15 protein-coding genes and 2 tRNA genes are annotated in these 13,914 nt (G+C 51.1%); 9 read left to right on the top strand and 8 right to left on the bottom strand.

The features are described from left to right. Window positions 1-31: 31 nt before the first annotated feature. Both IPL71_RS21155 and glyA read right to left on the bottom strand, forming a co-directional pair. The gene (locus IPL71_RS21155) at window positions 32-1,498 is read right to left on the bottom strand and encodes an aminomethyl transferase family protein (RefSeq protein ID WP_345325089.1); all 1,467 of its coding nucleotides are present in this window, start codon (window positions 1,496-1,498) and stop codon (window positions 32-34) included. Next, window positions 1,428-3,116, bottom strand: a complete 1,689-nt coding sequence (glyA, locus tag IPL71_RS21160; RefSeq protein ID WP_345325090.1) for a serine hydroxymethyltransferase — start codon at window positions 3,114-3,116, stop codon at window positions 1,428-1,430. Before glyA ends, IPL71_RS21155 begins: the two co-directional genes overlap by 71 nt. Before the next feature lie 219 nt (window positions 3,117-3,335). Between glyA and IPL71_RS21165 the strand changes: the two genes are divergently transcribed. The 7 genes from IPL71_RS21165 to leuS all read left to right on the top strand — a co-directional run bounded on the left by IPL71_RS21165 (window position 3,336) and on the right by leuS (window position 9,168). After that, on the top strand, window positions 3,336-3,839 hold the full coding sequence (locus tag IPL71_RS21165) for a hypothetical protein (RefSeq protein WP_345325091.1): 504 nt from the start codon (window positions 3,336-3,338) through the stop codon (window positions 3,837-3,839). Window positions 3,840-4,031: 192 nt separating this feature from the next. Further along, a complete protein-coding gene (locus IPL71_RS21170; RefSeq protein ID WP_345325093.1) occupies window positions 4,032-5,057 on the top strand; it encodes a GAF domain-containing sensor histidine kinase in 1,026 nt (341 codons plus the stop codon). Continuing rightward, window positions 5,057-5,290, top strand: coding sequence for an ATP-binding protein (locus IPL71_RS21175; protein WP_345325094.1), 234 nt, complete (start codon window positions 5,057-5,059; stop codon window positions 5,288-5,290). The genes IPL71_RS21170 and IPL71_RS21175 overlap by 1 nt, the downstream gene beginning before the upstream one ends. A gap of 176 nt (window positions 5,291-5,466) precedes the next feature. Continuing rightward, window positions 5,467-5,539: transfer RNA gene (locus IPL71_RS21180), tRNA-Ala, on the top strand. A 65-nt stretch (window positions 5,540-5,604) separates the two neighbouring features. Beyond that, a tRNA-Ala gene (locus IPL71_RS21185) sits at window positions 5,605-5,680 on the top strand. Window positions 5,681-6,199: 519 nt separating this feature from the next. After that, entirely contained in the window at window positions 6,200-6,526 is a 327-nt protein-coding gene (locus IPL71_RS21190) for a hypothetical protein (protein WP_345325095.1), read from the top strand. A 65-nt stretch (window positions 6,527-6,591) separates the two neighbouring features. Beyond that, complete coding sequence (gene leuS / locus IPL71_RS21195; RefSeq protein WP_345325239.1) at window positions 6,592-9,168, top strand: leucine--tRNA ligase; 2,577 nt, start codon at window positions 6,592-6,594, stop codon at window positions 9,166-9,168. A 122-nt stretch (window positions 9,169-9,290) separates the two neighbouring features. Here the strand turns inward: leuS and IPL71_RS21200 are convergent, their stop codons facing one another. From IPL71_RS21200 to IPL71_RS21225, 6 genes are all read right to left on the bottom strand, one after another. Beyond that, window positions 9,291-9,782, bottom strand: a complete 492-nt coding sequence (locus tag IPL71_RS21200; RefSeq protein WP_345325096.1) for a hypothetical protein — start codon at window positions 9,780-9,782, stop codon at window positions 9,291-9,293. Next, a complete protein-coding gene (locus IPL71_RS21205) occupies window positions 9,760-9,960 on the bottom strand; it encodes a hypothetical protein (RefSeq protein WP_345325097.1) in 201 nt (66 codons plus the stop codon). Before IPL71_RS21205 ends, IPL71_RS21200 begins: the two co-directional genes overlap by 23 nt. A gap of 237 nt (window positions 9,961-10,197) precedes the next feature. Next, the gene (locus tag IPL71_RS21210; RefSeq protein ID WP_514130834.1) at window positions 10,198-10,395 is read right to left on the bottom strand and encodes a hypothetical protein; all 198 of its coding nucleotides are present in this window, start codon (window positions 10,393-10,395) and stop codon (window positions 10,198-10,200) included. Between the two features lie 221 nt (window positions 10,396-10,616). Continuing rightward, window positions 10,617-11,156, bottom strand: coding sequence for a COR domain-containing protein (locus tag IPL71_RS21215; RefSeq protein ID WP_345325101.1), 540 nt, complete (start codon window positions 11,154-11,156; stop codon window positions 10,617-10,619). Beyond that, window positions 11,149-11,553: an ADP-ribosylation factor-like protein gene (locus IPL71_RS21220; RefSeq protein WP_345325241.1), complete on the bottom strand. Its 405-nt coding sequence runs from the start codon at window positions 11,551-11,553 to the stop codon at window positions 11,149-11,151. The genes IPL71_RS21215 and IPL71_RS21220 overlap by 8 nt, the downstream gene beginning before the upstream one ends. A gap of 324 nt (window positions 11,554-11,877) precedes the next feature. Further along, the gene (locus tag IPL71_RS21225; protein ID WP_345325103.1) at window positions 11,878-12,363 is read right to left on the bottom strand and encodes a leucine-rich repeat domain-containing protein; all 486 of its coding nucleotides are present in this window, start codon (window positions 12,361-12,363) and stop codon (window positions 11,878-11,880) included. A gap of 337 nt (window positions 12,364-12,700) precedes the next feature. Here IPL71_RS21225 and IPL71_RS26215 point away from each other — a divergent pair, with 337 nt between their 5' ends. Then, window positions 12,701-12,790, top strand: a complete 90-nt coding sequence (locus tag IPL71_RS26215) for a hypothetical protein (RefSeq protein WP_514130835.1) — start codon at window positions 12,701-12,703, stop codon at window positions 12,788-12,790. A 359-nt stretch (window positions 12,791-13,149) separates the two neighbouring features. Beyond that, a complete protein-coding gene (locus IPL71_RS21230) occupies window positions 13,150-13,701 on the top strand; it encodes a nucleotidyl transferase AbiEii/AbiGii toxin family protein (RefSeq protein WP_345325105.1) in 552 nt (183 codons plus the stop codon). Window positions 13,702-13,914 lie beyond the last annotated feature (213 nt).

A 13,914-nucleotide genomic window follows, 5' to 3' on the forward strand; every position in this document is an offset into this window, starting at 1 on the left:
ATTACCAATTACTAAAGTTTCGCAAACCGACTCACCACCTTCGCCGCCGTAGCGGACGATCCATCACCCCACCTTGATGAATGAGCATCGGCGTACCTTCCTTCCTATATGCAAATTCCCAGAACGCCTGACCAGTAATAAATCTCTGCCCATCAATCGCGCAGGAGGTGACGAAGCCAATGCGCTCGCCGTTCGCGTTCACCACGGGGTCGCCGTTGTGCGCCATGCGGACGCGCTGGTCATCGAAGGTGAAGCGGATGACGCCGCCCTTGCGTTCTTTCTCGCGCGCCACATAAGCATCCCGCCCGATGAACCACGGCTTGTACGGTTTGACGTACGAACCAAATCCACCTTCCGCTACGCCCAAATCTCTGCCATCAAATTTGCCAGAGCCCAATCCCATTTCGTGACCGTACAACGGCAAGCCTGCTTCGGTGCGTAATGAATCTCTTGCGCCCAAGCCAATGGGCTTGACGCCAAACTGTTCACCAGCTTTCATGATCGCATTCCAGAAGTCCACGGCGCGTTCAGGGTGGACGAATAATTCAAAGGCCATCTTCTCGCCTGTGTAGCCCGTGCGCGAGACAATTAAGTCGAACCCGCCAACCACCGCATCACACAACTCGGTTCTCTTCAACTTCATAATGCGCGCGCGGGTCGCATCGTCCACGCCCATCGCCAGCAGCGTGTCGCGGCTCTTCGGCCCCTGCAGCGCAATGTCCACGCGCATTTCATTGCCAGAGCGCGGGTCACGCAGGTTGCGGATTTCCGCATTGTAGCCATACGTCCGCGCCCACGGTCGGCCGTTGTCAATTTTCACTGCGCCATCGCGCACACTTTCGAGCCATGTGCGATCCTTGTCATCGTTCGACGCGTTCACGACCACGAGATAATTGTCCCAGCCGCGGCGATAGATGAGCGTGTCATCGATCACGTCCGCATCGGGGGTCAGGAAGTGCGAATACAAAGACTCGCCCGGCAGCAGTCCGCCGCAGTCATTGCCGCAGACCGTATCGAGGAACGAAGCCGCATCCGCGCCGCGCACATCGTACACGCCCATGTGCGAAACATCGAACAGCCCCGCCGCATTGCGCGTGGCAAGGTGCTCCTCAAAAATCCCCGTGTACTGCACAGGCATTTCCCAACCAGCAAATGGGACCATTCTGCCGCCCAAGTCTCTATGGACTTGATTCAACGCTGTTTTCTTTAACTCGCCTTCCGCCTCATTCCACTCGAAGGGCGGCAGCGCCTCACCCTTTAACTGTGGGTTGACTCCAACAAACCAGGGCTTGACTCCACCCTGAAGCGGGGGAACCGTCGCCGAGAGTTTGGCTTTCACTTCATTCACCACAAATGCACCAGGCATACGCTTCGCGCTGAAATCTTTTGTCCCATCCACGTTGAAGGATGTGTATCCATCCGAAAGGTCACGCAGCCAGGTTGCCACTGCCGAAGCATTCTTGACAGGCACTTGCAGTTGATAGGTGTTGTTGTCCACGTTCTTCAACAAACCTTTGATAACGCCCCTTCGGTGTCGCAATGGATGTAACTTGTGTCTTGCCCTTCTTCAAAGCGGATAGATCAGAAGACACCGCAAAATCCAACACCTGACGAATACGCTGTCCGCTCAATTCATACACGCCTGTAGTGGATTTATCATCAATGTAATAGAAATGAGGATAGCCATTCTTGGTCGGCTTGAAGTCAATACCTGCCGAAGTCGCTAATTTGCGGATCTTCAACTTGGCTTCGTTCAACACGTTGAAATCTAATTTCGCGCGGCGCTGTTTGCCTTTCTTGACCGTGTCCACTGAATACGGCGCACAAGCCAGAAGCACATCCGCCATAACGTTTGCCAATTCGCGAGTCTTCTTCTCGTCAAATCCACGCTGGGTGATCCAAGGTGTGCCGAGGCGAATGCCGCTCGGATCCATTGAATTCTTGTCCCCTGGAATCGTGTTGCGATTTACGACGACACCAACGATGTCCAAAATGCGCGAGGCTTGGTCGCCGCTTAGTTTGGTTCCGTCCTCACCGACAATGCTGGTGCAATCGACATTGACGAGGTGGGTGTCCGTGCCGCCAAACGGGACGCGCAGTCCGCGCTTGGTGAACTGGTCGGCCATGGCTTTTGCATTTTTGAGAGTCTGTGCCTGGAGTTGTTTAAACTGCTTGGTCTGAGTCAGCTTGAAGGTTAAAGAAAGAGCCGCGAACACATTCACATGCGGGCCGCCCTGTTCACCGGGGAAGACGGCTTTGTCGATCTTCTTCGCAATCGCCGCATCCGTTGTCATCAACACTGCACCGCGCGGGCCGTCAATCGATTTATGCGTAGTGGACATGACCACATGCGCGTATCCGATGGGGGAAGGCACCACGCCCGCCGCCACAAGCCCGCCGATGTGCGAAATGTCCGCGAGGAAATACGCGCCCACTTCGTCCGCGATCTCACGGAACTTTTTCCAATCTGGAACCCATGAATACGATGAATAACCAGCGATCATCAGCTTGGGTTTGTTTTCCAAGGCCAATGCGCGCACGGCGTCGTAATCAATTTTTTCGTTTGAATCAATTGTGTAATGCACGGCCTTGAAGAATTTCCCCGAGCGGTTGACCGACGAGCCGTGAGAGAGATGTCCGCCGTGCAGCAGGTTGAGTCCCATCACGGTATCGCCGAGATTGATCAGCGCATGATAGACCGCGTTGTTGGCGGGTGCGCCCGATAACGCCTGCACGTTGACAAAAATTTGGTCGGCTGTGATTCCATTCGCGGCGAAGGTTTGCGCCACACGCCGGCGGGCAAGCGCTTCGACCGTATCGGCATATTCCACGCCCTTGTAATAGCGCGGGTCACTGTTGCGGCGGTAGTTTCCGAGGCGGGCGGGATAATCCAAAATCTCTTCATCATCCATCCAGCGCGTGTCTTCATCGGGATAGCCTTCCGCATAAATATTTTGAAACGCGGAAGACAACGCCTCACGCACCGCCATCGGCGCAGTGGATTCAGACGCGATCAGAATCAACTTGCGATACTGCCGCTCCGCTTCGAGCTGGGTTAATTTATAAACATCGGGGTCAAGTTTTTCGAGCGAACCACGGAACAAATAATCGGGCATGGGGAATTCTCCTAGAAAACAGAATCAGGTTTGAGATTAAGTGTGAAGCGTGTTATCAGTCAGATTGTAGGACGGGAGTGGAGGAAGGTCAAGTGAAAAATAGTGTTTTTCATCCACACAATTTCCATATAAGCCGGTCACATCCCGATTACACACCTCAAATATCATAAGGGAAGGTTGGAGGCGCTCCAGCCAAAAATTATAAAGAGGTGTAAAAATATGAAAAAGAAAATTTCAATCCTGATCGGCGGACTCCTGGCGGTTGCGATGTTATTCGGCGCGGTGAGCGTCACAACAGCCTATGCACAGGAAGGCACGCCCCCCGCGACGACCACAACCGGGCAACCCGATAAAGGCCGCGGTCACGGCGGACCCGGCATGGGCGAAACCGAGTTGGCCGCAGCGGCATCCGTGCTTGGCATGACCACTGACGAACTCTCCGCTGCACTGAAAGATGGTAAGACCCTTGAAGAACTGGCAACCACTGCCGGCGTGGACATTCAAGATGTGCAGGATGCGATCAGTGCCGCACATGCTGTTGAAATGCGCGCACGCATCGAAGCCGGTGTAGCCGATGGAAGTATCACTCAGGCCAAAGCCGACTGGCTTTTGGAAGGTCTCGACAAAGGTTATCTTGATGGCCCCGGCTTCGGTTTCGGCGGCCCGCGCGGTGACCGTCCCGGTGATCAACCGGTTCCTCCTACACAAACTACAGCCCCATAATTAAATTCTCCATCTCAACAAGGTAAGCAATTGACAGGTGAAAGACTCCCCCTTTCACCTGTCAAAAGTGCTGCACAAAGTCTCGCTCAGTTTTTCTCTTGGGGGGGCGGGAAGAGGACTTCCCAGATAATTTCTAAATATACCGGACTATTGGGGCTTGAATTCACTTATAAATCCCTGTACACTATCCCTATGAATACACCTTCAAAAACCGGACAACTGACAAATCTTGAGGGCCGCGAAAAACTTTTACTGCGACTGGTGGAGTTAAGCGTCACACTCAACTCCACGCTGGACCTCGATGCCCTGCTGCAACTTATCACCGCCACCGCCACAGAATTATTGGATTGTGAAGCTGCATCGATCCTGCTCTACGATGAGAAGAATCCACGCCTTTACTTTGCCGCCGCCACCGGCTCGGATCCCGCTCAACTGGCAGAGATTCCTGTTCCGATCGACAGCAGTCTCGCCGGGACAATTTTCCGCACGAACCAGCCGCTGATCCTCAACAACGCCGAACAGGACCCGCGTCACTTCTCCCCCGTTTCTGATCACATCAAATTTAAAATAGACACGCTGCTTGGCGTGCCCATGCCGATCAAAGATAGAACCATGGGCGTGCTCGAAGCGGTCAACAAACGCACAGGCGGTTTCAACGAGGACGATGCGGCGATCCTTTCCGTCACCGCTGCGCATGCCGCGATCGCGATCAACAACGCGCGCTTATTACGAGCCACACAACAAGCGCTGGAAAAAGTTAAAGTCACAAATCAGATCAAGAGCAATTTCCTGTCTCTCGCCTCGCATGAATTAAGAACGCCGCTCGGCATCATCATCGGCTACGCAACCTTCCTGCAGGAAAGCGCGCGCGGAGAATCAACCGACCACGCCAATCAAGTACTTGGCGCGGCATCACAAATGCGCTCCCTGCTCGACCAGATGAACAACCTGACCCTGCTCCAAACCGATGGGATGGAAATGCGGCAGATGAAGATCGCGGTGCAGGATATCTTAAACTTTGCATTGGATGAGATCAAATACACCGCTGCCCGGCGTGACCTGCAGCTGGTCCTCGCTTTTCAAGAGGATCCCATCTTTGTGAACGTTGATGCCGAAAAGACCACGCTGGCCATTGTCAACCTGCTAAATAATGCCATTCGCTTCTCCCCTGAAAAAGCGAGATTGTGGTTGGCGCAGTGGATCAGGGCAGGCAGGTAATGATATGGATTCAGGATTATGGTATTGGTATTCAAGTTGATAAACTGCAGAAAGTATTCGAAGAGTTCTACCAGATCGAACCGCCGAACACACGTCACTACGGCGGCCTTGGGATCGGTCTCACCATTTCAAAGGGACTGATCGAAGCCCAGGGCGGGAAGATCTGGGCTGAGTCTGAGGGTGAAGGACGAGGGACAACCTTCAAGGTCGTCCTGCAAAAAGCAGACGAATAACTTATTCAATAAAAGGCTGATGCGATCAGCCTTTTTGATTTCATGTTTTCCATCAAATACAAAGCCTGGAAATTTCTTTCTGAAGGTTTTTACTTTAAAGAAAGCCCCGTTTTTTCACCCCATTTGCATTGACATTCCCAAACGCGTCGGGTAGAATACGCTTCGCCTTGTTAAAAGGGCCTGTAGCGCAGTTGGGAGCGCGCCTCAATCGCACTGAGGAGGTCAGGGGTTCGAATCCCCTCAGGTCCACTGGGCAGCGAACAGTGAACGAAAAAATTTTTCAATGTTCACTGCTAAAAAATTAGTTGACATATGGGCCCATAGCGCAGTTGGGAGCGCGTCTCAATGGCATTGAGAAGGTCGAGGTTCGGAATCCCTCTGGGTCCACCATAATGTAGGGGCAGGTAGAAATACCTGCCCTTTTTACAAAGTCATGGCAGGAGTAGTAGGTCACCCGTCAGCGAGTTGGGAAAGTGAGGTGGAAGCCCAGCACCAGTGTCAACGGGACACACAAGACCGAACTCGCCTGTTCCTCGCAAGAGAGACTTCATCGGTGAAACGCGATAAATCCGCGGGTAGTCGATGACGGGAAAGCCCGTTACAGCAACAAAGTGACGTTAGTTATCTAACGTAATTTGGGTGGTACCGCGGAGCGCACAGCGTCCTTCGTCCCTATTTGTGGATGAAGGATTTTTTGTTTAAGTTGGTCAACTACACTAAAACGGCTCGTCGCCCAAGTGACCCATTGTAATAATTGAACAGGAGGCCTATGATGAAAGCGAATATGAAAAGCAAAATTATTTTCTGGAAGCAGGTGCCTTTGCTTTTGCATTCCTCTGATGCAGGATAATTCAAAGACCGATTCGTCGAAAATCCGTGAAAACAATATTTAATTTGAATGAGGTAAGAATGGCTACAACAAAGAAGAACGAAACGAAGAAAAAAGCGGCTCCAAAAAAGTCAACACTGAAAGCGGTTAAAAAAGTAGTGAAAGCCATTGAGGCCATGAATACTGTGCCCTCGAAGGAAAAGAAGACAGTTAAGGCTGTCCCCGCAAAGAGCAAGGCGCCAAAAGCGGCTGCCAAAAAACCTGTTGTAAAGAAAGCAGTTGTAAAAAAGGTTGCCGCAAAGAAAGTTGTTGCCAAAAATCCGCAACAACAACTTCTGTCAAAGCGAAGAAAGCTGCGCCAAAGAGCAAGGCGATCCAGGTGGTGCCTGTCAAGGCGAGTGCTGTAGTCGTTGCTCCCAAGCCCGCTAAAGCCATTGTCGCAACGGATACCAAACCAAAGGCGATCGTTGCAGTGAAAGAAACTTCCGCCAAGGAAGAAAAACCGCGTCAGGACAAATCCTATAATCCACAGAACATCGAAAAGAAGTGGCAGGATAAATGGGATGCCGACCAGTTGTATCGCTCCATCATCGACAATAGCAAACCGAAACATTACGCGCTGACCATGCTGCCCTACCCCAGCGGTGACTTGCACATCGGTCACTGGTACGCGATGACTCCGTCTGATGCGCGCGCGCGTTACATGCGTATGCGTGGATACAACGTCCTGTTCCCGATGGGATTCGATGCCTTCGGTCTGCCCGCAGAAAATGCGGCGATCAAGGATGGCATTCATCCCATGAAGCGCACCTTCCAAAACATCGAGCGGATGCGCAAGCAGATGCGTTCGATGGGCGCGATGTTCGATTGGGAGCGTGAGGCGGTTTCTGCTTCCCCTGAATATTACAAGTGGACGGAGTGGTTCTTCATTCAGTTATATAAAGCCGGATTGGCCTATCGCAAAATGTCGGCCGTGGACTGGTGCCCGAAGTGCAATACCACTTTGGCACGTGAACAGGTCTGGGGTGATGACCGTCATTGCGAACGCTGTGGCACGCCCGTCATCAAGAAGAATTTGGATCAGTGGTTCTTCAAAGCCACAAAATATGCCGATGAGTTGTTGAAATTCGACGGCATTGACTGGCCGCAAACGGTCAAGACTTTGCAGACAAACTGGATCGACCGCTCTGAAGGCGCGGAAGTATTCTTCCGTTTGGATTGGGAATCCGTTGAAGGAAAACTGGGAATTCAGGAAAAAGGTATGGGCACAGAAGACGGCCCCACACCTGAATCGCAAGTGATGATCCCGGTCTTTACCACTCGTCCTGATACGTTGTGGGGCGCGACCTTCATGGTCTTCTCACCCGAACATCCATTGGTCGACAAGATCACCGCGCCTGATAACAAAGCCGCAGTCACAGAATATAAAGCGCAGGCTGCGCGTCAAACAGAGATTCAACGCGGCGCAGTGGATAAGGAAAAGACGGGCGTTTTCACGGGCGCGTACGCCATCAACCCTGTTAATCAGGAACGCATTCCGATCTGGATCGCGGATTATGTCATGATGTCTTACGGCACAGGCGCAATTATGGCGGTGCCCGCGCATGACGAACGCGATTTTGCATTTGCCAAAAAGTATGAACTGCCCATCGTACCGGTCATCCAGCCCGAGCGCAGCCCCGAAGCGAAAAGTGAAACCATGGAAGCCGCTTATGTCGGTCCGGGCGTCATGGTTAACTCAGGTGACTTCTTCAACGGCACACCAGTCAATACAGAAAAAGGCCGCAAGAATCCATCCATCAGCGCGGTCATTGATTGGTTGGAACCGCAGGGAATTGGGAAAGAGTCGGTCAACTATCGTTATCGCGATTGGTTGATCTCGCGTCAGCGTTATTGGGGCGCGCCGATCCCGATGGTCAATTGTGAAATTCATGGCTGGAACCCTGTGCCCGATGACCAGCTGCCCGTGGAACTGCCCGAGGATGTGGAGTGGCGCCCGACCGGTGAAAGCCCGTTGAAGCTGCACCCGACCTGGAAGAACACCACCTGCCCGGTCTGCAACGGCCCCGCCACACGCGAGACCGATACGATGGATACCTTCATGTGCTCGTCGTGGTATCACTTGCGTTATCTGTCACCCAAATATGATCAGGGTCCGTTCGACCCTGCCGAATACAAGTACTGGATGCCCGTTGACACGTACACGGGCGGCATTGAACACGCCACCATGCATTTGCTGTACACACGCTTCTTCCACAAGGCGCTGCGTGACGCGGGCATTGTCAAAGGCGATGAGCCGATGATGCAATTGCGCAATCAAGGCATGGTGCTGGGCGAAGACGGCGATAAGATGTCGAAGAGCAAGGGCAACGTGATCGCGCCGGATGTGCTGGTGAACAAATACGGTGCAGACAGTGTGCGCGCTTACATTATGTTCTTTGCACGTTGGGAAATGGGTGCGCCCTGGGACTCACAAGGCATTGAAGGCGCTGTGCGTTGGGTGCGCCGTGTGTGGACTTTATTCACCGATCCGACTCAACCGACAACTGCCTCTGCCGAGGTGACGAAGAATCTGCGCCGCAAGGTTCACCAGACTTTGCGCAAGGTGACACGTGACTTCGATAATTTTGAATTCAATACGATCATTTCCTCTCTGATGGAATTGATGAATGAAATGTACAAGGCGCGTGAAGCCGGCGCAGTCGGCTCACAGGATTGGAACGAAGCGGTCGAAATCTACTTGAAGATGATGGCTCCCATCACGCCGCACATCGCCGAGGAATTGTGGTCACAGTTGGGCAAGCCGTATTCGATCCATACCCAACCATGGCCGACCGTGGACGAAGGTGCCACAAAAGAAGATTCCATCGAACTGCCTGTTCAGATCAACGGCAAGGTGCGTGATAGAGTCATTGTCCCAGCCGAAGCCACAGAAGACGAGATCAAGTCTGCGGCGCTGGCGAGTGAGACCGTGCAGAAGTTTTTGGAAGGTAAGGAACCGCGCAAGGTGATCGTGGCGAACCGGAAGTTAGTCAGTATTGTGGTGTAAGGGGATTAGGTAATTAGGGATTAGGAATTAGGTTCGTGTTAAAGCAATCGACCCTGAGAGTCGCGAGACTTTCAGGGTCGATTTATTTTTAATATTCACTTGCAAATCTTTCACACGTTCTATCACCCGTGTGCCGAAATCACATCGGGGATATTCGGCTGCCATGCGTCGTAGTGATGTTTGCACAGCCAGCGGTAATCACCGGTGTAGGTGGTGACGCGGTGCAGACCGAGTTTGGCTTGCGTGGAATCAACTTCGTTCAGGAAGCGATGCAGCGCGAGGATGCCGGAGCGCTCGGGTTCGCTGAGCATTTTGCCGGGCGTCATGCCATGATCTTTTGCTTTGAGTTCATCTGGCAGTTGACCGATGACAGCATTTGCGAAATCCAAATGACGGTCAATATCCAAGGTTTTGGTTTTGTCGCGACCAAAGAAGAGGTCAATGGCGGGGCCGGCGACAGGCGCAACCGTGGCAAGGATTTTCAAGACGGTGTTTGCATACGGCGCAATTTGTTTGACCCATTCACGGGTTTGATCGATGGTGTAAACGCCTTGCCTTGATTCAATGACAGGATGTTGACAGCCTTCCGCCTCACACCATAATTGCAATTCCATGGACGTGAAAAGATTTGCTTCGGCGAGAGACCCGCTTCACGCGAGCGGAAGTAAACAAGCGCGGACCATCTTTGGCTTCGTCGGCGATGGCACGCATGGTTGCCATAAAGTAATTGGCGATACGACTGTCCATGCCTGTGAGTTGTTCTTTGATTTCTCGCGTTAGTTGAACGCTCATTCGCGTTCTTCAAAACCCATCAATAATTCGGATAATGGAAGCTTACAGGAACATTCCTGACAGCGGAAATAGTCGCACCCCGGCAAAAATTGGCGCAACGCGTTGATGTTGAATCTTCCAGGGCTGATCTTCAACCCTTTTGCGGGCAAGGAACTGTAAAACGATAACGGTCTTTCATGCCAGGCCAGTTATCGTGATGAGTTTTTCCAGCGTGTGCTGGAGACGTTCATGAAATATTCAGGCCAATCCTTGTGTATAAACATGAAATTCACGCGCGCGTTTTTCAAACATGGCTTGACCATGTGACCTGTGATCGAGGAACATGCCCTTTTGCCAATGCAGGTGATGCTTCCCTTGTTCTACTGAATAATCATGCGTGCGGACGATCATCCACGGAACCAAGCCGGGCGGGTCTTCTTCCATCGCGCAGACCATGGCGATGCGGCGTTAGTCTTGAGGCGTTTCTTTTCCGGTTGCCACGGCAGTTCGGGTCGTACCTGGGCACATGTTGAGCCACAAGACTTGCTTTGCGCTCTTCGGGTAAACGATAGGAAACATCGTATTTTTCCATCAAGCGCAGAAAGAAGGGATAAAGATCGGACGTGTAGCGTGGTTCGTCTTTAAATTGATGATCGTGCCAGACTTCATACAAATGTTTATCGGGCAGGATGCCTTCCGCTCTTGACCGTGGCGCGGTCTTCGAGCACAAAGCCAATGGCCTTGGTTAACCATTCTGGTTTGAGAACTACGTCGTCGCGCAGTTTTTCGTCGTCGCCGTAATGCACGATGTAGCCGAGATCGTGCATTATTCTCGCCAATGTTGTCGTATCGATCTCACTCAAGTTATGGCGGGCACAGGTTTCTGCAAATGTTCCGTAAGAAATATGAGGTTCATCACGGGCGATCAATTCATCACGGGCGGCCTTCCAATTAAGATTGAATGGCATACCCACATGTTCCAGTTTGGCAGCTTCTGCGGCGATGACTTTTTTCAACTCGGCGATGCCGACCATTTCACCTGTGGATTCATCGAGAGTGAGGCTATCCACTTCATGAAAGCCAACGATCATCTCGCCGTATTGCTGCTTGAAAACGGGTTTGTCAATGCGTGCAATGTGTTCGCCTGATTTGCTGTACGTGGAAACGATGATGACACGCGCTTCATCCCCACCCGCAGGCGGATCATGTTCAGCCAATCTTCCACCTGACATTGCTGGACGCGCGGCGCGGCTCCCAGACCAGCAGGTAGAGCGAACGGCGGCTGAAGAAGAACTGGTGCGTGACGCGGTAGACATCCTGCCCGCCAAAATCCCAGGCGTTGAGTTGGATCTCGACGCCGTCTTTCTCTGGGTGGGGCAACTTCAACCCATGAATATCAATCTCCACCCCATGCGTCGTCGGTTCGTTCTGCCGCGGTCCATCGTCCGTGGTCCGCGGTCCTTTGAGCGCTTTGAGCAGCGTGGTCTTGCCGACGTTGCCTTCGCCGACCAGCACCAGTTTGGCTTCGTAGAGCGGTTCGGCATTTTGTTCGAGACTGCGGAGGTATGCCTTGACTTCGTCCAGACCAGCGTCGTATGCGCTTTGCAGGCGCAGGGTTGAGGGGGTTGTCTGTCGAGGTTGAGTTCTTTCAAATTTTCAAGTATGAGCGAGGGAAGTCGGAAAGTTGTTAGAAAATAAATTATTTCAGTTTGTTGATTCGCCAATCCATAGTTTCCGTGATATCAAACTTTTAAATTCCAATCCAATCTGGTATGATGAAGTTTCATTTACTTAGTCCAAGTATAAGTTCTGAAATTTATTTATCCAATTGTGGAACTTTCTTTTAATCAATTTTCTGAAAGATAATTCAATCCAACGATTACTGGTGTTAGGCCATTTATGGGAGTGGGTCCAATGATCTGCCAAAACCTTTGGAGATTAGTTTGTACTCCGGGAGTTGTCCCATCGACCTGGTAGGGTGGTCAGTTTGTTGTTGGAGAGATCCAGTTCTGTCAACTGCGTGAGTTGTCCCAGCGAGTCTGGCAGTATCGTCAGTTGGTTGTCGGAGAGATTCAGTTCTGTCAACTGCGTGAGTTGTCCCAGCGATTCTGGCAGCGTTGTGAGTTGGTTGCTGGAGAGATCCAGTTCTGTCAACTGCGTAAGTTGTCCCAGCGAGTCTGGCAGGGTGGTCAGTTGGTTGTTGGAGAGATTCAGTTCTGTCAACTGGGTGAGTTGTCCCAGCGAGTGTGGCAGTGAGGTCAGTTGGTTGCTGGAGAGATCCAGTTCTGTCAACTGCGTGAGTTGTCCCAGTGATTCTGGCAATTCGGTTAACTTCATGCGACTGAGGTCAAGTTCCGTTGCGCCCGATTGCAGGGCGTGTTGGATTTTTTGTTCGGCTTCGTAATAGGCTTCGTCTTTTGGCATGGGAACCTCTTTGTCTTAACCGTGATTTTCCTGATTTGCTTGATGTCCATGATTGGGTGTTTTGGATTACAGGATTTCTAATCGTGGTCATCCTGTAATCCGTAAAATCATGGTTAAGATGTTTCTTTTCTACTTCGTAACGTGTTGCTTTTTCTCCAAATGGCAAGGGTTATTGGAGTCATTGGAGTATATTTTACTCTCAATAGTTTGCAATAAGAAAACAAACTGTATGTAGTTGGTTTATAATTGAAAATGACTGCGCAAATCCCTTTATCCACGGCTCCGTTTTTTCAGGAATACAACTTTTCCATGCTAAAGGCAGATCAGCACAGTGTTGGTGATCGGGCGTATTCTGGCGTACGGGGATAGAAGCGAAGTCCGCTGGTTTTTTAAAACATATGGCAAAGAAAGACTTATCCATTGGTGAAACAAGATGGTGCACGTTTACTATCCAGGAGAAGATACAACCTTTGGTGTGTGCTGTTTGACATTACTCCTCAACCTATAAAGAAGAAAACCTCATGGGCATATTGAAATCACCACATTGGGAAACAGTTACCCCAGAGATCAAATCTCTATTGACCTTCATAGGTCAGCAGGAATTTTCAAATCGCTTTTATCTGGCGGGAGGAACGGCTCTTGCTTTGCAAATGGGGCACCGCCTTCCATTGATCTTGATTTTTCTCGGAAAAAGATGAGGTTCACGAAAGAACACGATACGAGATCATAAAAGCATTTGAAAACCAAAACGGTCAAGTCATTGAAAATGTAGACGGCAACCTGCTGATGCTTGTTCACAACATTCACGTTGGTTTTTTCAGTTATGGGTACAAATTATTGCAGCCCGCTCAATCAGTTGAGAATATCAGCTTTGCTGCGCCATTGGATATTGGATTAATGAAATTGGATGCGCTGATCGGGCGGGGAAGTCGAAAAGATTTCTATGACGTTTACGTGATCTCCCAACACATTCCACTTGTTGATTTGCTCGAAGCCGGCAGGAAGAAATATCCCCAACTACGTGATTTTGCCATCATGGCAATTGAAAGCAGGTGCTTTGAGAATGGAGAACGGGACATTCAACCAGCCATGTTTATAGGTTTATCATGGGACGAACTAAAAAATACTTTATTGAACAAGCAAAAGCACTGGGGGATCAATGGTTTGATCACCAACACGTCCGCGGACAAAATTTTCTCGCGGCGTTTTTTGCTGTGTCAATTTGAATTATTTGGGTGGAAATTGCTCTTTGCTTCTTCAATCTCCCCGCCCAAGGGATACGTCAGTAGCGCCAGGAGTAAACTTTCCACGCCGATGCCGATCGGTGACCATTCGTAACGGGTTTCACGCGCTTCAAAACATTTTCAGTAATCACCGTCACAAACGGGTAGGGAATCCGTGCAGGCGCATGTCGAAGGCGGAATGTCCCAGCCCGACGGGTGCTCCAAGGTATGGCGAGCACCACCCGCTCCCGTTCGCTTGGTCTGTGATCGGCACGAATTGATCAGCACGAACAGCAGCGTAAAGAAGATCGAAAACGCCTTTACAGCA

The organism is Candidatus Villigracilis proximus (assembly GCF_016717045.1).
In the GTDB taxonomy this organism is placed as follows: Bacteria; Chloroflexota; Anaerolineae; order Anaerolineales; family Villigracilaceae; genus Villigracilis; species Villigracilis proximus.